Below are 22,012 nucleotides of genomic sequence, written 5' to 3' on the forward strand. Positions count from 1 at the left end.
AAACCGTATGAGCCTGTCACTCCTGAGCCGCTACGCCTTCTTTGCCGTCTGCGTGATTTTCACCCTCGCCAGCCTGCCTTTCCTCGAACATGACTGGCTGTGGCCAATCACCGCCGTCACCGGCGTGCTGAGCCTGATCGGTCTGTTCGACCTGTTGCAAAGCCCGCACGCGGTACGGCGCAACTACCCGATCCTTGGCAATATCCGCTATCTGGTTGAAGGCATCCGCCCGGAGATCCGCCAGTACCTGCTGGAGTCCGACAGCGATGCCCTGCCCTTCTCCCGCGCCCAGCGTTCGCTGGTCTATTCGCGAGCGAAAAACGAAACCGCCGACAAGCCGTTCGGCACGCTGATCGATGTCTATCAATCCGGTTTCGAATTCATCGGCCACTCGATGCGTCCGGCACCGCTGAGCGACCCGAGCAGTTTCCGCGTCACCGTCGGTGGCCCGCAGTGCAGTCAGCCGTACTCGGCCTCGGTATTCAACATCTCGGCGATGAGCTTCGGTTCGCTCAGCGCCAATGCCATTCGCGCGTTGAACCAAGGCGCGAAACTCGGCAACTTCGCCCACGACACCGGTGAAGGCAGCATCAGCCCGTATCACCGCGAACACGGCGGCGACCTGACCTGGGAGCTGGGCAGTGGCTACTTCGGCTGCCGCACCAGCGACGGCCGTTTCGACCCGGAACGCTTCGCCACCCAGGCACAGAACCCGCAAGTGCGGATGATCGAAATCAAGATGAGCCAAGGCGCGAAACCCGGCCACGGCGGCATCCTGCCCAAACACAAAGTCACCAAGGAAATCGCCGAAACACGCGGCATCCTGATGGGCGAAGATTGCGTCTCGCCGTCACGTCACAGCGCGTTTTCCACGCCGATCGAAATGATGCAGTTCATCCAGCAACTGCGTGAACTGTCCGGTGGCAAACCGGTAGGCTTCAAGTTCTGCCTCGGCCATCCGTGGGAGTTCATGGGCATCGCCAAAGCCATACTGGAAACCGGCATCCTCCCGGACTTCATCGTCGTCGACGGCAAGGAAGGTGGCACCGGCGCCGCACCGGTCGAGTTCACCGACCACATCGGCGTACCGATGCGCGAGGGCCTGCTGTTTGTCCACAACACCCTGGTCGGTCTGAACCTGCGCGACAAGATCAAACTCGGCGCCAGCGGCAAGATCGTCAGCGCCTTCGACATCGCCAGCGTGCTGGCCATCGGCGCCGACTGGGCCAACTCCGCACGCGGCTTCATGTTCGCCATCGGCTGCATTCAGTCGCAAAGCTGCCACACCAACAAGTGCCCGACCGGCGTCGCCACCCAGGACGCCCTGCGCCAGCGCGCGCTGGTGGTGCCGGACAAGGCGCAGCGCGTGTTCAACTTCCACCGCAATACCCTCAAGGCACTGGCGGAAATGCTTGCCGCAGCTGGGCTGGAACATCCGTCGCAACTGTCGGCCAAGCATCTGGTGCGCCGCATGTCGGCGACCGAGATCAAGTTGTTCTCGCAGTTGCACGTGTTCCTGAAACCGGGGGAATTGCTCACCGGGGAAGTGAATGGCGAGTTTTACTCGCGGATGTGGCAGATGGCGCGGGCGGACAGTTTTGAGCCGAGCGAAGTCATCGCAGCTTAGAGAACAGACGGAGCGTCGTACCTCTTTCTTGGAAATCCGATTTTTTAATACAGAAAAGCAATATCATGGGGGCTCAATTGAATGCCCCCTGACACAGTACTCAAGAACGGCCGAATTCTTGAATTCGGCCGTATCTTTTAATTCGACCGAATACTTATTTGGATAGTCATTGATACGCCCCCTATCCCATTGATCGGCAATCATGAAAAAACAGACCGGCGCCTCACCAGCAGCCATACTGCTTTCAATAACATCAAGACCTGCCACATCAATTGAAGCGCCTAATAATTTAAAATAGGTCGTATGAAAGGTATCCCAACGCCCATATACCGGAATATTTTTCCCCTCATTAATTATCTTGATAGCCGGAGACCTCAAGTCGTGTTCAATCCTTACACTTTCAGGCAACTCTGCTCCTTTTAAAAAATAGAAAACAGAGACCAACGCAAGGAATGCGAGCAACACTACTCTTGACCCACCCCCTTTCACTTGCTCGACACCGCAAGCGATAAAAACCAGCATCACCGGAACAAAAACAATAATATTTTTCTCCGATAACACAGGGGTAAAAAAAGCGATTTCACGTATGCGACTGCATAAACTATTAACCACCAACTCAACAGCAGTGACAAGGACAAGCGCTCCGTATCTTTTTTAATCAATGAATTCAATCCGACCAATAGAAGCACAAGACTCAACAACGCCGCAGACAGATCACCGAAGGGCAACACCAATGATTCGACTGCAAATCTTCCAACAGGAACCTGAATCCAGGTGTCTTTCCTTTCCATATTGATCAAAACATAGGGAACGATTGGAACAATCGACGCCAGAATAACAATCCCGGCTCCCGCCCCGAGAAAAAAAATACGCTTTTTGAATCGCGGATAAAACGAAAACCACATTAAAAATATGGCCTGATTCATGACCAGCAGAAAACCGAAATAATGAGTATTAACCAAAGCCGCGCACGCCAGCGCGTAATATATCGCGCTTGAATATTTTTTTCTTCCTGACCAAATCAAGCAGTAAAACAAAAGAAACAACAGTTAAAAACACCAGCAACTCGTAAGAGCGAGTATTTTGAGAAAACACAATCAAGTAAAAATTAATTGCCGACAAAAACGCAACAAACAGTCCTACTGTCACATTGAATAATCTACACCCAAGAACATACATAGCTGGGATAACCGCAACACCCAAGACCATTGAAAAAACCCGCCCCACCCCTTCGCTATACCCGAAAACCTTATACGCTACCCAAAGCAAGATTTGAAATAGTGGCGGATGTACGTCTTCGACCGTCCTATGAAAAACCGTTCCGAGACTATTTCCCGGATCGCTAGCCCACGCACTAAAAAGCTCATCCATCCACAAGCTTTTATCAAAAATATTATAACTTCTAAGCATTGCACCAAGCGCAATGCAAGCCCCTAATAAAATATAAACCACTAAAGTATTCTTATTTGTCAGGATACGCATAGACCCCTCTCGACATCCCGAACAATAGCCTTGCCCGGAATCAGACTTTTATTTGAATTAGTACGACCGCTCCCAACCCGACCGCCAGCCACAACGTCACCAACCGCAACAACACCGTCGCCGCAATCGCATCCGGCAACCCGACCCCGCCCGACACCAGCAAAGCCACCATCACCGCCTCGGCGCTGCCCAGCCCACCTGGCATGAAACTCAACGCCCCCGCCAGCATGGCCACCGCATAAATGAACACCGCAAACGCCAGGCCCACCTCCGCGCCCATCGCCTGCAAAATCCAGTAAAACGCCAACGCTTCAAGTCCCCAGGCCAGCAGGCTCAACAGCGTTGTGCCGATCAGGCGGCGTGGGGTGTGGCAGCGGCGCGACTGGTGCAACACCTCAATGGCGTGGCGCAGCAACCGGGATAACCCATCGTGGCGTTGATCGATGCGTCGATCGATCGCCCGGACAAGGCCAGGCGAGATCACCAACATCCCGGCGCAAGCCAGCAACACCAGACTGGCGACGACTATCGACAACCATTCGGGATGCGCGCTCAAGCCGAACAGCGCCAGCCCTACCATGGCCAGCAGATCCGCCAGCCGCTCACTGAACAACGCAGCAAAACTGTGTGCATAAGGCACATCCCAGCGCTTGAGCAAAATGCCGCGCAGGGCTTCACCGGCTTTGCCGGGTGTGGTGGTCAGAGCGAAACCGGCCAGATAGATTTTCAGGCTCGGCCGCCAGGGCAGAGGATGGCGCAGGGCATTGAGGTAAACCTGCCAACGCAGGAAACGCAGACCGTAGCCGAGCAACACCACACCGACCATTTGTCCGCCCTGCCACCCACCCACTCGACTGACCGCCGCGCTCACGGACGACCACCCGCCCCACAGAGAGACCGCGAGATAAGCGAGGGCGGAGCAAATCACCGAGCCGATCAAAACCCGATAGCGCCACCCGGATAGCATCAGTGCCTGATTCATAGGTTCAGCCTTTTGAATAGCGGCTGCGGTATGGCCCTGATCATCCACATGATCACCCTCCAGAATCCGGGCACGTACAACACCGCAACCTGGCGATTGATACCTGCAACAATTCGCCGAGCGACGGCGTCCGGTTGTGCCACCAGCAAGGCTGGCAGCGCCAGCCCACGAGTCATGGGGGTATCGACAAAACCGGGCTTGATGGTGATCACATGCACACCTGACTTGAACAAGCGCGCCCGCAAGCCTTCGCAGAACGTGGAAACCGCTGCCTTGGCCGCGCCGTAGAGGTAATTGGAAGGTCGCCCGCGATCCCCGGCAACCGAGGCAATAACCGCCAGCGTGCCGTGCTGCCGGGCAGCCATGCGGTTAGCCAACAGCGTCAACAGGGCAATCATTGAGCTGCCGTTATTGGTGAACTGCTCCATCGCTTGCTCAACACTTTGTTCGCATGCCGACTGATCCGGTAAGGAACCGTAGGCGACCAGACAGATATCCACCGTCTGCAACGTCGCCAGGCATCGCTCGTACATGAGCGAATGTGCGGCGATATCACTGGCGTCCATGACGTACGCAGTCACCGCTCTGGCACCTCGGGCTTGCAGATCGGCGCAGGTTTGCTGGAGCTTTTGCGCATCCCTGGCGACCAGGAACAATTCGCTCCGATCTGCCGCCCACAATCGTGCGCAAGCGCAGGCAATCGCCGACGTGGCGCCGACAATAAGTATTTTTTTCATCGAATGACTCGCTGCCAGAAATGGGAGATCAGGGCCGGGTCGCGCATCGCCTCCAACTGCTCCCAAGCGGGATAGGCCTGGCGAAAATCACTGCCGCTCATGTGCGCGTCTTTGGCCGGATACAAGCGCCCCCGCGCTTCCCGGACGATGGCATCGAGGCGCGGCAGAAGTCTTTTCGTCAGCTCACTGTTTTGCGGAAAATCCAGCGCCAATGAGGTGCCCGGCATGGGAAAGGAAAGCCATCCTGGCGACGGAATATTGCCGCAACGCTTGAGCACCGCGAGGAAGGAGCCGCTACCGCTGCGCGCAATCGACTTGAGTAATTCCGCGAGTGCTGCGGCTGCCATCGACGCCGGCAAAACGCACTGAAACTGCTGGAAACCTCTGCGTCCGTAGAGACGATTCCAGTTCTCGATACGATCCAGCGGATAGAAAAACGGGGTGTAGGCAATCGTTCGATAGTGGCGGGTCGGCGGTTGCCGTTGCCAGTAATGACGGTTGAACAGTTTCAAGGTGAATGGATTGATGAGCGATACCGGAGAACGCATCGGTACAGGCAACGAATGTGGTGCCGCGACCTCAAGCGGCCCCGTTGCGCAATGATCGCCAGCCGTAAAGCATCCGCGCCCGCGTGCGCTGCCCTTGGCCAGGCAATCGATCCACGCAACACTGTATTCATGCCGCGCGTCCATGTCGGCCGACAGGGCAAAGAAGTCATCCAGACAGTCAAAACGCACCCGTGTACTGTCGATCAGGCTGGACTGGATCTTGCGCAGACGAATGCGCACCCAAGTAATCACGCCCGTCAGGCCCAGTCCGCCGATGGTGGCGGCAAACCACTGTGGATTCACCGTCGGCGAACAGAGCATCGGCGCTTGCACGGATCGGTGCAGACCGAAACACACCAGTGAACCGGCGAACGTGCCGCAACGATGGTGATTCTTGCCATGCACATCATTGGCCACGGCCCCGCCCAGCGTCACATGCCGCGTTCCGGGCGTGACTTGCAAAAACCAGCCCCGGGGAATGGCCAGTTGCAAAACCTCACCCAGCGTCACGCCCGCTTCAGCGCAGATCTCACCGTTTTCCCAGTCGGTCTCAATAAAGCGATCCAGGGTACGTAGCTGTAAAACATGATCGCTGCCCGCCAGACAGCTATCGCCATAGCTGCGACCATTGCCAAACGGCAACGTAGTGCCGTGGGCATCGATCAACCGCTGCCACTGCGGCCCGACATCGGCTTGCCACTGGCAGGGATGACCGTTCTGACGAACATGAGGATAGTTTCCCCAAGAGGTCAATGAGGCCTTCATGCCGCCACCCAGAAAATCAGGCAGAACAGCGTCCCCATCGCCAGACTCCAGCGATCACGCAGTGCGAAGATCACCGGGTCCTCATTCATTCGGCCGCGATGGGTCAGCAGCCAGATCCGGGTGATCCACAGCAACATCACCGGGCACGCCAGCCAGATCCATCGGGGGTGTGCGTACAGCGCGGTGGTCGCGCTGTCATGGATGTACAGCGCCAGCACCATGACCGCGAGATAACCGGATGCAGCGCCCAACGAGGAGAGCATCGCCAGATCGGCTGGAAAGTAATCCCGGCCGCCGGTTTTTCCGGTAATGCCGCTGTGCAGCGCCATCAACAATTCGGCGTAGCGCTTGACCAGTGCCAGACTCAAAAACATGAACATGGAGAAGGCCAGCATCCAGCCCGTCAACTCGAGTTCGAACGCGGCGCCACCGGCGATGATGCGCAAGGTGTAGAGCAGCGCCAGGGCAATCACGTCGAGTGCCATCAGCCGCTTCAACACCAGCGAATACACCAGCGTCAGCACGTAATAACAGGCGAGCACGACGACGAATTGACGCGGCAGCCACAACCAGGCACCCGTAAAAGACAGCAGCAACAACAGAGGAAAAACCACCAGCCCGGACTGAATCGACAAGGCTCCGCTGGCGAAGGGTCGATGGCGTTTGGTCGGGTGTTTGCGATCATCGGAAAGGTCGAGCAGGTCATTCAGGAGGTAAACGCCTGATGCACACAAGCCAAACAGCACGAATGCCAGTACGCCGCGTCCCACCAGCAGCGGGTTGGCCAGTTGATGCGCAGCAAGAAGAGGAACAAAGATCAACGCATTCTTCATCCACTGATGAATACGCAGCGCTTTGTATAACCCCCTGAAATACGGAACGTCAGAGCGAACCACCTGGACAACGTTGCCCATGTGCCGGGTGGCACGTTCGACTCCCGATAACGGGTTGACGATATAGGCTTGCCTGGCCGAGCGCCAAACTGGCAGGTCGTCCAGTGAGTTACCAACGTAATCGAAACCGCCTTCACCATATAACGTCACCAGCACATCACGTTTGGTCGCCCCCGAAAGGTTCTGCTCAAGGGTCGTCCCAAGGACGTCATCAAACAGCTTCAGATGCTCGGCAATACGTAGTGCCAATGCATGATGGCTGGCCGTGGCCAGAACAATTTTCCGACCGGTATTGCGCTGCGCCTTGATCATCCAGAGCACATCAGGATCGTAGGGCAACGTGCAAACGTCGATGTCCGTTGCCTGAGCCAATTGATCTTTCAAGTACGCCTTGCCGCGCCCCAGCCAGACCAGAAGTTTCAGGCATTGCAACGGCTTGTTGCGAACAAAGGACATGGCACATTCGAACAGCAAATCAGCCTTGAGCAGGGTTCCGTCCAGATCGACCACAAAAGGCCTTGCAGCGTCGCAAGACGCTGACGACGGCGGGAAATCAGGCAGGGGGATATTCATGTCCGTCGCCCCCGAAACAGCACAAAGCGAAAAAAGCAGTACCCCGACACAATATTCAGTAGCGAAAACGATGCCACCGTCACCAGTCCGGGCAAACGCCAGACATCCGCGATAGCCCCTACGCCAAAGCTCACGCTGCCCATCAGGCCGATGAACATCAGGTAAAAAAACACCGACGTTTCTCTCTCGAAGAGGTAAAGCACGTTCAAGTAGAACGAGAACGCTGCGGCCACACAGAACGCGGCAAAGTTGCTGGCAGCCTGGTGCAGGCCGGCTGCATTGCAGAGCACGAAAAATATCTGCCAGTGGATGAGCGCATCGGCCAGACCGATCACGCTGGTTGCAGAGAATCCTTTCATGGCCGTTGCTAGCCGTTTCTGTTGGGCGGAGCTCCAAGCTAGGCCTGGGTTTGGGAGCGGTCTACTGTCAGAAATTACAGGTAGAGGGCTTTATCCGACCAACGGTCAGTCTTTCACCACTGCAACAACCGCCCGGGCGGCGGCTCCTTCATGTCGATAAAACCGTAATCGCCGAAGAGATAAATGCGGTAGCACAGACTTTCCACCAGCGCTGGATATCGCAGATAGCCGACGTGAGTGGCATTGCCTCGCTCACGTTCGGCCACCACATTGCTGATGCCCACCGAGGGCAGGTTTTCCGCGAGCACATAGGCTACGGCCCCCACAAAAAAAAGCCCCGGTCTCGCGACCGGGGCTTGGTTGATGCAGACGCTAAAACTTACGAAGCCGAACGCGCAGCACCTTGCGCTACGTTGCTCGGTTGCAGCTTGAACACGTAGAACAACACGGTCAGCAGCACGAGGAACGCAGGCCCCACATACAGCGCCACGCGCGTGTCCGGGAAGTACGCCATCAGGCCGACCACCAGCACCAGAAACGCTAGCGCAAAGTACGAGCTGACCGGGTACAGCCACATCTTGTACTTGAGGCCGGCACGTTCGCTGGCGCTCAGGCCTTTACGGAATTTCAGTTGCGCCAGCAGGATCATCACCCAGGTCCAGATCGCGCCGAAGGTGGCAATCGAGGTCACCCAGACAAAGACTTTTTCCGGCACCAGATAGTTGAGCAGCACGCCCAGCAACAACGCACCGATCGACAGCAACAGCGCACGACGCGGTACACCGTTATTCGAAGTCTTGGCAAAACCGGCCGGTGCCTGGCCGTTCTGCGCCAGGCTGTAGAGCATGCGTCCGGTGCTGAAGATACCGCCGTTGCACGACGACAACGCGGCGGTGATCACCACGAAGTTGATGATGCCGGCGGCAGTCTTGATGCCCAGACGCTCGAAAGTCATGACGAACGGACTGCCCTGGGTGCCGATTTCGTTCCACGGGTAGATCGACAGAATCACGAACAGTGCACCGACGTAGAACAGCAGAATCCGCCAGAACACCGAGCCGATCGCATCGGGAATGGTCTTCTGCGGGTTCTTCGCTTCACCGGCGGTCAGGCCGATCATCTCCACGCCGAGGTAGGCGAACATGACCATTTGCAGGGACATCAGCACGCCGGTCACGCCGTTGGGCATGAAGCCGCCGTGGGCCCACAGGTTGGAAATCCCCAGTGCCACGCCATCATTGCCGAACCCGAAGGCGATGATGCCGACGCCGCCGATCACCATCGCAATGATGGTGACGATCTTGATCAGGGCGAACCAGAATTCGAACTCACCGAAGGCCTTTACCGCGATCAGGTTGACCGAACCCATGCTGACCAGCGCCGCGAGGGCCCAGATCCAGCGCGGTACATCGGGAAACCAGATACCCATGTACACGGCCACTGCGGTGATTTCCGCGACGCAGGTCACCAGCCACAGGAACCAGTAATTCCAGCCCGTGAGGAAGCCCGCCAACGGGCCAAGGTAGTCTTGCGCGTAACGGCTGAACGAGCCGGCGACCGGGTTGTGCACGGCCATCTCACCGAGAGCGCGCATGATCACCAGGATCGCCAGACCACCCAGAATGTACGACAGCATGATCGCCGGGCCGGCCATTTCGATGGCCTTGGCGGAACCTAAAAACAGACCGACGCCGATACAGGCACCGAGTGCCATGAGGCGAATATGCCGTTCGCCGAGTTCGCGTTTGAGCGGACCGCCCTGAGCGGTGTCGCCGTGAGGCAGTTGATTGCCGACTGGCATAGGGGTGCAACCTCGTCTTGTTATTGGATATGACCACCGAGTGTCGAAGCGTCGGCCGATAAGCCCTGGCTTGAAATGAAACCGCGCCTGCTTTGTGAGCAGACACGTCTTGCAGGACAGCCTGCAAGATCAGCGGGACGTGCAGTATAAAAAGCCTTTGGCAGGGCATTTCACTCTATAAATCACAAGATTAAGGGGGAGTTACCGCAAAGAAGGCAGTTGATCGAGCAGATCAACTGGTAACTGTAGGAAAACTCGCCACTAAAAGCGGTGGCGAGTATTGCACAACCTTGGTGCATCGTCTTTTCAACGTGCGTTTTTTATCCAGAGGAATCCGCTATCAGGCCGCGCTGCTTTGCCGCGCTGGGTCGGTCACGGTTTTCACGACTTTGGAACCGGTTCTGATGATCTTGTTCTGAGGAAAGGCTTTCGCCTGTCGGGTTGGCTTGTCAAAAAAACCGGGATCTTTAACGGAATATTGTGCAATGGTCGGGGCACCGTACTGGGCTTGGTAGTGAAGCATCCATTCACCCGTCGTCCGCTCATATTTCATGTAGGCGAACCCCGTCAGAATCATATACGCGTTGCCGCTTTCATCATTACGCAACCCGTAATCCGGAAACTCCATGGCGGTACTCAACCCCCAACCATGTGCGTGGTCGGGTAGATCGTTGTATTGAGCAGCTTCCTTGCCCGCTTCCACGTGTCTGACGCGCAGGACATTTTCCCCCATCTGATCCACGGTAAAAGAGCAGCCGCTGAACCCGGGCGTAAACACATGATCGGGTTCACCCCATCGCGGGTGAACGGGTATGTCCACGTATCCTCCCTGAGGAGCCCAATACCCCAACAACGCATTGCTCTGATGTGGCAGTTCGTTAGGGGTACTCCACACGCTGATGGCATTGAACTCACTGTCCACCGCGCCGGACGTGGTCATCCGTTGCATGGAAAAAATCATCTGCCCTCCTCCTTGGGTATTGGTCATTTGCGGGTCTACGTTGAGGACATCCGACCAGAACTGCGACTTGAAAAGATCAGTGCTGACAGGAAGATGATCAAATTGTGGGGCGGCCAGAGCCTGATGAATATTCGTCGGCCTGCCCGTGAAAGGGACGAATTCAAATGGCCCCCAATCATAGGAAAGATGGCGAACATCGTTGAGCGTCACCACTTCGATCCGAGGCTCCCACAGGCCGTTGGGCAAAAGTTCGCGGCTGAAAGGCGGGCGCAGCCAAACGGGTCTGCCGGAGGTACCTGGCTGCTGTCCGCTGACAACGTCCGTTTCATGCAGATCATCGGTAATATTGCCGCCGAACAGCGACTGCGGTTGCCATTGATCCGGCGCCACTTGCCGGTATCTGCGAGGCGCAAGTTCGTTGAAAGCCGAATCGACGAGGAGGACGTCGACACTTTCCGCGTTCAGGGTGAAATCATTCTTGACCCGGTACACTGCGACCTTGCCGCGCTCATCTATATTGCGGATATAACGGCGCAGTCCGTCAGCACTTTGCAAGATGCCTTTGCCTGCCGGGCTGAGACGCGCGAGTTCGGATGGTTTGACGGCATAGCGACGAAATTGCCTGTTACTGAACCCGGCCGGTGGCGGTTCGACTGATGTCGAAGGCGGCGGCAAGGCATGCTGCCATTCGCCAGCGCCATCTTGTTCAACAATCGGCTGATAAGCCTGCGGTTTGTTCGGGTGCAGAATTCTCGATTGCCCGGTGGCCGGTTCGGTGACTTTCTCGAAGACGCCGTCCTCGACCTTCACATAGTGTCTGGCGCCGACCGCAAACTGATTCTGTGGATCAGGCTCCACGTCTGCCAACGACACATCGCTTCGATAAGGTACAAGGTCAGGCTTCCACAAACGCTTCTGTCCACCGGGCATTTCAATCGGCGTGAATTCCGAATGAACGCCGGCCAGCAACGGCAGCGTCGCCACGCCAATGCCGATGTTTTCCAGCACGTCGGTGATGTGTTCCCAACCAGCTTCCCTATCGCCCTTGCTGAGATCTTCAAGCCCCTCCAGCACTTCGTCCATCAGTTGCACGGCGGACACTCCGAGCATGACCAAGCCCAATGGAGGTACGGCAAAAGACAGTACATTCAGCGCGGCCAGGCCGACTTCGAGGAATATCGCGAGCAAGGATTGCTCATCCCGCACATCGGCATCGGCATTGGACACGGCAGCGTCGCGGGCATCGCTGAAAATCCGCTGGTTGAACTCCCGCTGCAATGTTGTCCAGATGTCATAGTGCTGGACCCAGGGATCACCTGAAGGGTCCAGCACCCTGAGCTGCAGAAGAAAATCGGGATCATGCTTTTGCCGACGGGTTTGATGATCCCATAGCCGCGGCTTGCCTGACGCCGTTGGAATCTCTTCGGTAAAGCTGTAGTAAAACGTCGACCGATCCCTGTAACGCAAGAACCGGCTGAAGAAATGCTGATAGGCCGTTGGCGCCTTGGGCGAGTCACTTTCAGCGCGGCGCACGAACTGTTCGGTCAATCGGGCCTTGAGTGCCGTCACTGTGGCGTAGTGCTTTACGGGATGATCGGGGTCGTCGGGAATGTAGGCGATGAAATCGTTATTGGCGAAACCGTCAACGGTCGGCAGCAGGTCATCCAGAATGCTTTCATCGTCCGGATCGGCGAACTCGAAAATGATACAGCTGTGTACGGGCAACTCATTGAAACTCAAGCTGCGATACCACAGCGTCTTACCGTCGACGTGAACAGGTTCCTGCCCTGCTGCACTCGACATCAACGCTGCAAAATGTTCCGGGCGAATATCACCCTTACATAAGGCAATATAACTCGCAGCCTTCAGTGCTGCTTTCTGGTAATTGACGAACAGCTTATTCAGTTTGTCGCGAGCATTGCCGTCAGCCCAATGAAGTTCATCATGCAAATAGGCCTGATACTGTTTGCCGATATCCAGTTGCCTGCATAACCCGATGAACTCATGAACATCAAGTCCGACGTCGACTGTCTTTCCACCTGAAACTGTCACATAGCAATTCGGCTTGAAAAAGAACATCGCCTTTTTTTCAGGCGAATGGTTATGCAGGGCGGCGTCAAGCAGCGAAGCGGGTGGAACCTGCGAGCTGTGAAAATCACTTTTACCGGACAAATCCACCTGTACCCGATTGACGTCCAGATCCAGCCCGGCGCTTTCCTTGATAGCCTTTGCCAGCAATGGCGCGGCGAACTCATGAGGTGTTTGCACGGAGGCCATGGCGCTATTCAGCAACGTATGCGCCGCGACACTTTCTTCGATCAGGTGTCGCGCTTCTTCGCGTTGTTTCGGCGACGCAATCTTTAACCATTGTGGCGCATCGGCATCAAACGTCTTTAACATCTCAAGGTTTTCTTTTGACATACCCAACAGTGCTGACGGCGTTGCAGCCTTAACAATATCAATATGCTCGGCAATACTGAAAACCTGACCACGAGATTCCAACATGACTTCATCCCAGAGAAATAAAATTGAAGTCCGAGTTAACAACAAAACATTCAACAGGCGAAGTCCATGAGTACTACCAGACTTTAGCAACTTACATTCATATAAATAACCTTCACTAAAAAGTTACATATTTGTTTTCTTGATTCGCGGTCTCTCAAAGCGCCACGTCGCACCGCACTCTCCGTACCGGGGCTGCCAGCCGGCCCCCGATCGCACATTTTTTTCACCAGCCTCAACCACCGTCTAAGCTTCAGACAAGTCCGATCAATCTGCGTGAATGGATCAATCGACTATGGGCGCTTTGTGGCAAACCGATTCGAGTAAAGCCGTGGTTCCGACTGAACGAGTGGATGAAGCGCCTGTCCCTGAAAAACCCCGCCGCAACCGGCATGGGTGGAAGGCTTTCTGGTTGTTGCTGGTGATTATCGCGATCGTCGTGGGGCTGGCTGCGTCCAAGGAAATGCGCACTTCGCGCTTCCAGTCGCGTGAGCTCAGCCAATACGCCGCGTCGCTGACGTACACCCTCGAACCCGGTCCCAGTGAAGCCATTCGCTATCCGGGCAATGGGCCGTTCGATCTGCGCCTGGGTTACAGCTCGCTGGATGAATTCCTGCCGCGCCTGCTCAAACGCAACTACGTCATCACCGAGCAGGCGCGGTTTTCCCCGGCACTGCTCAGCTACACCGACAAAGGCCTGTTCGTGCCGTATTCGGAAAAGATTCAGGCCGGACTGTCGATCACCGATTGCCGCGCCGCACCGTTGTACAAGTACAACTACCCACAACAGCTGTATTCAAGTTTCGAATCCATCCCGCCGGTGGTGGTCAGCAGCCTGCTATTCATCGAAAACCGCTTCCTGCTCGACCCGAAACAGCCGCTGGCCAACCCGGCGGTGGACTGGCCGCGCTTCGGCATGGCCGCGTGGTCGCAAGTGGCAAAATTGCTGCACCTGCCGGGGCAGTCGGCGGGCGGCAGCACGCTGGCGACGCAATTGGAAAAGTACCGGCATTCCCCGGATGGCCTGACGGTGTCCGGTGCCGAGAAACTGCGGCAGATGATGTCGGCCAGCGTGCGCGCCTATCAGCCCGGCCCGCAAACCCTCGGGGCACGGCAGAACATCGTGCGTGACTACCTCAACAGCGTGCCGCTGTCGGCGGTGCCGGGGCATGGCGAAGTGCATGGCATGGCCGAAGGCCTGCGCGTCTGGTACGGCAGCGACTTCAATCAGGCCAACGAACAACTGAACAGCCCGGCCACCGATGCGAAGACCATGGCTGCCAAAGGTTTGGCCCTGCGCGAGATGTTGTCGCTGATGATCGCCCAGCGCCGCCCTTCGCATTACCTGACCAAGGGCCGCGAAGAGCTTGCCGACCTCACCGACAGCCATTTGCGCCTGCTCAAACAGAACGGTGTGATCGACAACGCCCTGGCCGATGCCGCGCTGACCAGCAAAGTCACCTACCGCGACTGGCAGACCCAGCCGACCCTTCAGCCGATCGAAACCAACAAAGGCATCAGCGTCGCCCGCAGTCGTCTGGCGAGCATGCTCAACCGGCCGCTGTACGACCTCGACCGCCTCGACCTCTCGGCCACCAGCACCCTGCAGGGCGACCTGCAAACCCAGGCCACCGCTTACCTGAAAAAACTCGCCGACCCGGCCTACGCCGCCGAAATCGGCTTGCTCGGTGAACGTTTGCTGACCCCGACCAGCACCACCCAAGTGCGCTACAGCTTTACCCTCTTCGAACTGACCCCGGACGGTTCCCGCGTGCGGGTGCAGACCGATAGCACCGACCAGCCGTTCGATATCAACGAAGGCAGCAAACTCGAACTCGGCTCCACCGCGAAAATGCGCGTGCTCACCACTTACCTGCAAATCATCGCCGAACTGCACGACAAGTACGGCGCCATGGGCGTGCCGGAACTGAAGAAAGTCGAAGTCCCCGATCAGGACCGTTTGAGCCAGTGGGTCATCGATTACCTGATCCAGAACAAGGATCACGACCTGTCGAAGATGCTCGGCGCAGCCCTCGACCGCAAATACTCGGCCAGCCCCGGCGAGGCGTTTTTCACCGGCGGCGGCCTGCATGTATTCCACAACTTCCGCAAGGAAGACAACGGCCGCATACCGACCCTGCGCGATGCCCTGCGTGAATCGATCAACCTGCCGTTCATTCGGCTGATGCGCGATGTGGTGCGTTATGTCACTTATTCAGGGCCCAACAGCAGTGCCGAACTGCTCAAGGACGATCGCGATCCGCGCCGGCAGGAATACCTGGCAAGTTTCGCCGACCGCGAAGGCACGGCGTTCCAGCTCAAGTTCTGGAAAAAATACAGGAACAAAGACACACAGGCGCGTCTCGACACCTTCCTCGACAGCATGCGCCCGACGCCGATCCGCATGGCCGCCGTGCATCGCTACCTACTGCCCGATGCCAGTCAGGAAGACTTCAATACGTTCGTCCGCTCGCACCTCAAAGGCACCAAGCTCACCGAAAAACTCACCGATGATCGCCTGATCCGTCTCTACGATTCCTATGGTCCCGGCAGTTACGATTTGCCCGATCAAGGCTTCATCGCCAAGGTGCATCCGCTGGACCTGTGGATGATGGGCTACCTGTTGAACCACCCGGACGCGACCTTCAGCGAGATCGTCAAGGCCAGTCACTTCGAACGTCAGGAAGTCTACAGCTGGCTGTTCAAGAGCAAGCACAAGGGCGCCCGCGACAGCCGTATTCGCACCATGCTCGAGATCGAAGCGTTCCTCGAAATTCACCAGCGCTGGCAGAAAGTCGGCTACCCGTTCGACCATCTGGTGCCGTCGCTGGCCACCGCGATTGGCAGCTCCGGTGACCGCCCTGCCGCACTGGCCGAGTTGATCGGCACTATCCTCAATGACGGCGTGCGCATGCCGACGCTGCGCATCGACAGCCTGCATTTCGCCGCCGGCACGCCGTACGAAACGGCACTGGTCAATGACCCGCATGTCGGCAAACGGGTGATGCCTTCGGAGGTCGCCACAGCCATGCGCGAGGCACTGTCGCAAGTGGTCGACGCCGGCACGGCAAAACGTGTTTCCGGCAGTTTCAAACTGGCCGATGGCAGCCCACTGGCCATGGGTGGCAAAACCGGGACCGGCGACAACCGGATCGAAGCCATCGGTTCGGGCGGACGCATCCTCAGTTCGAAGTCGATCAACCGCACGGCGACGTTCGTTTTCTACATCGGCGATCACCACTTCGGCACCCTCACCGCGTTCGTTCCGGGGCGTTCGGCAGAGAACTTCAAGTTCACCTCGGCCCTGCCAGTGCAGGTGCTCAAGGGCATGGCGCCGATTCTGACGCCGTATCTGCAACCGGGCAGCGACTCACAGTGCAACCCGACGCAGACCGCCAGCGTGGCGATGCTCGAAGCGCCGCGCCCTACAGCGAGGTAACAAATCGTGTCGGCTTTTTCTGCATCAGGGTGACGAATTTTCGCTTCAGCGGGTGGTATTTATATATTTTTCAGATTCGAATTTTCGTCGAATTGGCGCTGCGCAAAGCCGTTTGCCTCCCGATCTTTGAACTTTTGTTTTGCCCTGCCCTGAGTAGGCTGATCACTCCTCAACAATCAAGGATGATTGGCCATGTCTCTCTCCCCCCTGCCTGCGGAAAACGCGGACAAAGGACGGCACTACGAATTCATCAAGTCCGCCGTCAACGACAACTTCAAAAGCGCCACCGTCACCCGGAGCCTCGCCTTGGCAGTTTCGCCACTGAAGAACGAAGCCTGGTACACCAAAGCACCTTCCGCGTATCTGAACAAACTCGCTGCGGCCAACCTCAAGGCCTGGGGATCGCAGAACCAGGTTGATCATCTCTTGGCGAAAATCGATCTCCATGCCTTCGCCGAGCCGCTGCTCAAGGCAAAAATCAAGGAGCGGCACGGCATCGAGCCGGACGTCAAAAGCACCTTTCTGCGCCTGTATCTGCCCAAGGACAAACCGTGGTACGCCATCGACCTTTCCGCAGGTGTCGTGACCCGCACCGTCTCGCTGCTGGATGCCGCCCTGCACAATTTCGCCAGCAGTGAAACGGTCGGCCATGGCTCGGACTACATCAGCGAGCCCGATGAGCGCGGTCTGTTCGATGTCGTACCGATCAAAAGCGCCATGCCCATCAGCCAGTTTCAGGCGCTGTGCCGCGATCTGGATATCGGCGCGCGGTATAAAAAACACCTGGAAAGTTACCTGCTGCCCGGCGAACCGCTGGCCGAGAGCGTGCTGCAGTACAAGGTCAACGAGAGTCAGAAGGACGCCCTCGCCGTCGCCGCACATTTGGCCCTGATCAAGGACGATATCCAGTACGACGCCTACAAAATGCTCTTGAGCCTGACCGAGGAAAAACCGCAACTGCTGCTCAATGGCCGCGCGATGCAGTGCGCTGACCTGTCACTGCTAGGCACCCGGCTGACCGGGATTCTGCTGCTGACGCACGCGGCGTCGGACAGCCGCGGCGTTCGACGCCTGATCGTCTACATTCCCCACGACCCGGATCACCCGGTCAAGGAGTACAACTCTCTGAAAGCCTTCCGGGAGGAGTTGGTGCGCCAGCTTCGTGAAGACCGATTCAGCGAGTGGACCGAACAGACCTACCGTCAGTTCTTCAGCCAGTTTGTCGACCATCAGCAGCGCGGGCATTTCTTTGCCGAGCTTGAGCAACGCCTGTTCATTGTCAGGTATCACCCGCGTCAGGATCCCACCGATCAGCAACCACCGTGGCGCAAGGACCCACTGGACAACCCCAACCTGCAGTTCGGTCGGGTGAAATTGCAGGGCGATTACTGGCGCCACGCCTATCAGCAAAAGCTCAACAAGATCCTCAACGACGCCCGGGAGATCGCCGTCTCCACCGCCGACACCGACAGCAAGGCGCGCTGGGCGTGGTGGGACAACTTCAAGAAAATCCTTTCGGACATTTTCAACGTGGCGCTGTTGATCGCCACACCATTCGTGCCGGGGCTGGGCGAATTGATGATGGCCTACACGGCCTACCAGCTGACCAGCGATGTGATCGAAGGCATCGTTGATCTGGCCGAAGGGCTTTGGCAGGACGCTGCCGGGCATGTCATCAGTGTGGTCACCGACATCATTCAGTTGGCCGCCTTCGCCGCCGGCGCGCAGATCGGCAAAACCTTTCGCGTCAAACTGTCGTCGCTGGTAGACGGCATGAAACCGGTCAGGCTGCCCAATGGCAAAAACAGCTTATGGCACCCGGACCTGAGTCCCTACGAGCGCAATGAACTGATGCTCTCGCCCGGCGCCAAACCCGATCGCCATGGCCTGCATCAGTACCGCAACGAACACGTCCTGCCGCTGGAAGGCAAGCTGTATGTCGTCGAAAAGGCCACGACTGATGCGACGTCCAACACCCACCGTATCAAGCACCCGAGCCGCGCCAACGCCTACCGACCGAAAATCGAACACAACGGCCACGGCGCCTGGGTGCATGAAGCGGAGACCCCGCACAACTGGCCGAATGACGCGCTGATGCGACGACTGGGCCACAGCGTCGAACGCTTTTCGCCCGCGGAACTTGAGCAGATCCGCATCGGCAGCGGCACCGATCACGACGCCCTGCGTCAGATGCATATCGACAACAGCCCGCCTCCGCCGCTGTTGGCCGACACAGTCAAGCGCTTCAGCGCCTACGACGATGTACTCACGGCGACTGCCGACATCCGCGCGGGCCGCCCGATCGATCCACAGGCCGTCTGGCTGGAACCGGTGTTGACCGGTTTGCCGGGCTGGCCTTACAGCAAAGCGCTGGAGGTGTTTGCCGATGCCAGCCTGAGCGGTTACTCGCGCAAGTACGGCAATCCACAGGCTGCGCCGGCGGAGACGTTGCGCATCAGCCAGGCCGATCTCAATACTGGCCGGCTGGCGGAGCGGGTGGTGGACTTTCTCGGTGGCGAAGATCTGAATAATCTGACCGGTCACGCCGCCGCCCGCGACGAACGTATCGCCCGCTTGCGCAATCGGCTCGCGGACGCGGTGGACGAGCGTCGCAGCGCCGTCGCGCATCATATTTACCTGGCCGGTGAACGCTCCGCAAACGCCGACATCCGCGTGGTCAAACAGACCTTTCCAAAACTTCCGGTCGTGCTGGCGGAGGAAGTCGTGGCCCAGGCCAGCCGGGCCGAATTGCAAAGAGTCGCGGACGAACAACGCCTGCCTCTGCGCCTCAAAAACCAGGCCCGGGAACTGGATTTCGAAGCCAGCGCCGCCCGCGCCTACGACGGCTTTTTTCACGATGACCTGATCACCGTCGACACCGAACGACTGGCCCTCAACACTCTGAAATTCAACACTGACAGCTTCAGCAACCTGCTCATCGAAGTCCGCGACGGCACTTGGGATGGGCCTTTGCGCTGCAGTGCCGGAGCGCCGGATGCGACCAGCGTCCGACGCCTGATCCGCGATGAACAGGGGCGCTATGCCGTGCTCGACGGCAACAACCGCGAGCTGCATGAGGCCGACGACTTCTATACATCGCTTCTGCGCGCGGTGCCCGAACAGACCCAATCGGTCCTGGGCCATCGACGCGGCCAGAGTCATGCACTGAAACGCTGGATCATGGAAAAAGCCGCGCCGGCGGCCGAGCGCCGGACCGTGCTGGCCGAACCGCCCATTCGCCCGGTGGCAAGCATTGAAACTGCCACCCTGGTGCGCGGCTGGCCACGGCTTTTCCGTCGATCGACACCGGAGGAAAGAGTCAGCGACCTGTACCCCAAAATGAGTGCAAGGGAAGTAACCGCGTTCATCGAGGCATTGGCACGCAAGGGCGACCCCGTCGACGCCATCGTGCGCCTTGAAAACGATCGTAAGGAATTGCACGAAGAACTGGCGAGTTGGGGTAACAGGTATCGCGAATCGGACCCCGAATCAGAATACATGCCCTTGTCATCGGACTACTTGCACGAAGGCGGTCAATTTATTGCAACACGGCTGATTGATTGCTTTGATCGCCAAAGCGAGTTTTCAGGTGAGCGCAGCGTGCATCCTGCGCAAGGCTATACGCTGGACTTGTCTTCCGAGTTTCTGGGTCACGACCTCGAGCGCTGGTGGAATGACCTGCGCAGCCGTCCGAAAATGAAGAAATACTTTGATCGCATCACCGCGTTGAAACTTGACCGGGCGCGCCTTTCCCCGGAGCCCAGCGCTCTGCTGAGTAACTTCCCTGACCTTCGCCAATTGAGCGCCCGCCAGTGCGGGCTGAAAAAAATGCCCTCCATCCTCGGGTTGATGCGCCAACTCAGAGATCTGGATCTGGCCGATAACGCCATTACACTGACCGGCGAATCCAGCCAGGACCTGGCCAGGCTGGATCAACTGCGAACGCTGGACCTGAACGGCAATCCCCTGCTTCAGCCACCGGATGTCGGGCAAATGGATCACTTGACTGAACTGCGCCTGGCCAAAACGAAAATCCAGACCTGGCCGAAAGGTTTGTTTCACGTCGAGGGTGTCGAAAAACAGCGACCACAAAGTTTCTTTCTGGATCTGCGCGAGGCGCCAATCGACACCTTGCCCAAGGTCACTTCCGGATCCGTTCAGGCCAAAATCCTGAGCCGAGCGCGCTTCGATCTGGAACGTTTGTCCATGGAAGATCGCATACGCTATGGCAAGTACCGAGAGTCCGTAGGCCTCTCTTTCGTGCAGGATTCCTTTCCGGCCGCCGAAAACGAGTTGAGCTATTGGCGATTGTTCCCGAAGGATTCCATTGACTTCAGTCCGTCGGGATCACTCAGCAAATATCGTGAGGATTCCTGGCATGACCTGATGGCCGAACCCTATTCGGACGGTTTTTTCAGTGTGATCCGCAAGCAGCGAGAGAGTGCCGAATACAGAACGGATCACGGTCGCAGACGCTTGACCCAAAGGGTCTGGGACATGGTCGATGCGGCCGCACTGGATGCCCGGTTGCGAGAAAAACTGTTCAAGCAGATTGTGTCACCGCAAGATTGCGGGGATCTCGGCGCCCAGTTGTTCAACTCATTGGGAATGAAAGTGCTGGTATCGAAGGCCTATGCCGGGTCGACCTCAGCCAGCGAACTGGACACCAGGCTGGTCCGTTTGGCACAAAGCGCAGCCCGGCTGGACCGGGTTGCCGATGAAGCCGGGGTCGAGTACAAAAATCAGAAGCAACAAAAGCGTATGGACCCCGGTAACCCCGAGCCGGACGAAGTGGAAATCCATCTGGCTTTCGAGATAGGCCTGGCTGAGAAACTGGGGCTGCCCTGGCAGTCCGAAAGCATGCTGTACCCCCGTGTCTCCGGAGTCTCTGCGGAAAACATCGAGACCGCCTACAAGTTAATCATCAAAGACGAACAGGGTGACGGACTGGTCAACGGGATGATCAACCTCACCTCCGAAAACTTCTGGGAGGAATATTTATACCGTACCCACCCGCAAGAGTACGAAGCCAATGACCGTTTGTTCGACGATAAATCAGCGCAGCTCGAAGACCTGCGCAGCGCGCAGGCGGAGTATGCCAGCTCCGTCCCTCAGACACCCCTGAATGAGCTGATACGAAAAATGGAAAGGCTCGTCGATCTGTTGGGTGCTTCCCAGGCAGAAGTGTTCAGCGGCGACGCCATGAGCGAGCAGTTTTACAAATCCTTGATCGAAAAAATCGCTTATGAGCGCAAAGCGCTTTCCAGAAAACTGACCCGTGAAGCCATGGCCAGGGCCGGTCTCTGACTACGACGATTTACAACCCGGCCAGCCCCGACAAAG

At 57.5% G+C, this 22,012-nt stretch carries 13 protein-coding genes and 1 pseudogene; 3 read left to right on the forward strand and 11 right to left on the reverse strand.

All coding sequences use genetic code 11. The features are described 5' to 3' along the window. Positions 1-7 precede the first annotated feature (7 nt). Positions 8-1,627, forward strand: coding sequence for an FMN-binding glutamate synthase family protein (locus AB4O01_RS14220; RefSeq protein WP_460092134.1), 1,620 nt, complete (start codon positions 8-10; stop codon positions 1,625-1,627). A 63-nt stretch (positions 1,628-1,690) separates the two neighbouring features. Here the strand turns inward: AB4O01_RS14220 and AB4O01_RS14225 are convergent, their stop codons facing one another. The 11 genes and pseudogenes from AB4O01_RS14225 to AB4O01_RS14275 form a co-directional block, all read right to left on the reverse strand. Next, positions 1,691-2,149, reverse strand: coding sequence for a hypothetical protein (locus AB4O01_RS14225; RefSeq protein WP_460092136.1), 459 nt, complete (start codon positions 2,147-2,149; stop codon positions 1,691-1,693). Next, on the reverse strand, positions 2,149-2,553 hold the full coding sequence (locus AB4O01_RS14230; RefSeq protein ID WP_460092137.1) for a hypothetical protein: 405 nt from the start codon (positions 2,551-2,553) through the stop codon (positions 2,149-2,151). Before AB4O01_RS14230 ends, AB4O01_RS14225 begins: the two co-directional genes overlap by 1 nt. A gap of 28 nt (positions 2,554-2,581) precedes the next feature. Next, positions 2,582-3,109, reverse strand: coding sequence for a glycosyltransferase family 39 protein (locus AB4O01_RS14235; protein WP_460092138.1), 528 nt, complete (start codon positions 3,107-3,109; stop codon positions 2,582-2,584). A 40-nt stretch (positions 3,110-3,149) separates the two neighbouring features. Then, positions 3,150-4,091: a lysylphosphatidylglycerol synthase transmembrane domain-containing protein gene (locus AB4O01_RS14240; RefSeq protein WP_460092140.1), complete on the reverse strand. Its 942-nt coding sequence runs from the start codon at positions 4,089-4,091 to the stop codon at positions 3,150-3,152. Then, positions 4,088-4,828, reverse strand: a complete 741-nt coding sequence (locus AB4O01_RS14245) for an SDR family oxidoreductase (RefSeq protein ID WP_460092142.1) — start codon at positions 4,826-4,828, stop codon at positions 4,088-4,090. Before AB4O01_RS14245 ends, AB4O01_RS14240 begins: the two co-directional genes overlap by 4 nt. Then, positions 4,825-6,141, reverse strand: a complete 1,317-nt coding sequence (locus AB4O01_RS14250; protein ID WP_460092143.1) for an FAD-binding oxidoreductase — start codon at positions 6,139-6,141, stop codon at positions 4,825-4,827. The genes AB4O01_RS14245 and AB4O01_RS14250 overlap by 4 nt, the downstream gene beginning before the upstream one ends. Further along, a complete protein-coding gene (locus tag AB4O01_RS14255) occupies positions 6,138-7,607 on the reverse strand; it encodes a UbiA family prenyltransferase (RefSeq protein WP_460092144.1) in 1,470 nt (489 codons plus the stop codon). Before AB4O01_RS14255 ends, AB4O01_RS14250 begins: the two co-directional genes overlap by 4 nt. Continuing rightward, the gene (locus AB4O01_RS14260) at positions 7,604-7,966 is read right to left on the reverse strand and encodes a GtrA family protein (protein WP_427118961.1); all 363 of its coding nucleotides are present in this window, start codon (positions 7,964-7,966) and stop codon (positions 7,604-7,606) included. Before AB4O01_RS14260 ends, AB4O01_RS14255 begins: the two co-directional genes overlap by 4 nt. A gap of 113 nt (positions 7,967-8,079) precedes the next feature. Further along, positions 8,080-8,277, reverse strand: a pseudogene (locus tag AB4O01_RS14265) (glucosyltransferase domain-containing protein); the annotation flags it as partial. Positions 8,278-8,345: 68 nt separating this feature from the next. After that, positions 8,346-9,767, reverse strand: a complete 1,422-nt coding sequence (locus tag AB4O01_RS14270; protein ID WP_093430607.1) for an amino acid permease — start codon at positions 9,765-9,767, stop codon at positions 8,346-8,348. Between the two features lie 340 nt (positions 9,768-10,107). Then, positions 10,108-13,287 carry a dermonecrotic toxin domain-containing protein gene (locus AB4O01_RS14275; RefSeq protein WP_460092147.1) on the reverse strand — a complete coding sequence of 1,060 codons (3,180 nt, stop codon included), beginning with the start codon at positions 13,285-13,287 and terminating at the stop codon, positions 10,108-10,110. 238 nt (positions 13,288-13,525) lie between these two features. Here AB4O01_RS14275 and AB4O01_RS14280 point away from each other — a divergent pair, with 238 nt between their 5' ends. Together AB4O01_RS14280 and AB4O01_RS14285 are read left to right on the forward strand one after the other, a co-directional pair. Then, positions 13,526-16,669 (forward strand): transglycosylase domain-containing protein, encoded by a 3,144-nt coding sequence (locus AB4O01_RS14280; RefSeq protein ID WP_460092148.1) that lies wholly within the window; start codon positions 13,526-13,528, stop codon positions 16,667-16,669. 192 nt (positions 16,670-16,861) lie between these two features. After that, positions 16,862-21,976: a dermonecrotic toxin domain-containing protein gene (locus tag AB4O01_RS14285; RefSeq protein WP_460092150.1), complete on the forward strand. Its 5,115-nt coding sequence runs from the start codon at positions 16,862-16,864 to the stop codon at positions 21,974-21,976. Positions 21,977-22,012 lie beyond the last annotated feature (36 nt).

This window comes from Pseudomonas sp. S2_E02 (assembly GCF_054668355.1).

Bases quoted from the DNA above. Each gene is read 5' to 3' on its own strand.
- AB4O01_RS14220 (WP_460092134.1), top strand. From the start codon at position 8: ATGAGCCTGTCACTCCTGAGCCGCTACGCCTTCTTTGCCGTCTGCGTG.
- AB4O01_RS14225 (WP_460092136.1), bottom strand. From the start codon at position 2,149: ATGCTGGTTTTTATCGCTTGCGGTGTCGAGCAAGTGAAAGGGGGTGGG.
- AB4O01_RS14230 (WP_460092137.1), bottom strand. From the start codon at position 2,553: ATGAATCAGGCCATATTTTTAATGTGGTTTTCGTTTTATCCGCGATTC.
- AB4O01_RS14235 (WP_460092138.1), bottom strand. From the start codon at position 3,109: ATGCGTATCCTGACAAATAAGAATACTTTAGTGGTTTATATTTTATTA.
- AB4O01_RS14240 (WP_460092140.1), bottom strand. From the start codon at position 4,091: ATGAATCAGGCACTGATGCTATCCGGGTGGCGCTATCGGGTTTTGATC.
- AB4O01_RS14245 (WP_460092142.1), bottom strand. From the start codon at position 4,828: ATGAAAAAAATACTTATTGTCGGCGCCACGTCGGCGATTGCCTGCGCT.
- AB4O01_RS14250 (WP_460092143.1), bottom strand. From the start codon at position 6,141: ATGAAGGCCTCATTGACCTCTTGGGGAAACTATCCTCATGTTCGTCAG.
- AB4O01_RS14255 (WP_460092144.1), bottom strand. From the start codon at position 7,607: ATGAATATCCCCCTGCCTGATTTCCCGCCGTCGTCAGCGTCTTGCGAC.
- AB4O01_RS14260 (WP_427118961.1), bottom strand. From the start codon at position 7,966: ATGAAAGGATTCTCTGCAACCAGCGTGATCGGTCTGGCCGATGCGCTC.
- AB4O01_RS14270 (WP_093430607.1), bottom strand. From the start codon at position 9,767: ATGCCAGTCGGCAATCAACTGCCTCACGGCGACACCGCTCAGGGCGGT.
- AB4O01_RS14280 (WP_460092148.1), top strand. From the start codon at position 13,526: ATGGGCGCTTTGTGGCAAACCGATTCGAGTAAAGCCGTGGTTCCGACT.
- AB4O01_RS14285 (WP_460092150.1), top strand. From the start codon at position 16,862: ATGTCTCTCTCCCCCCTGCCTGCGGAAAACGCGGACAAAGGACGGCAC.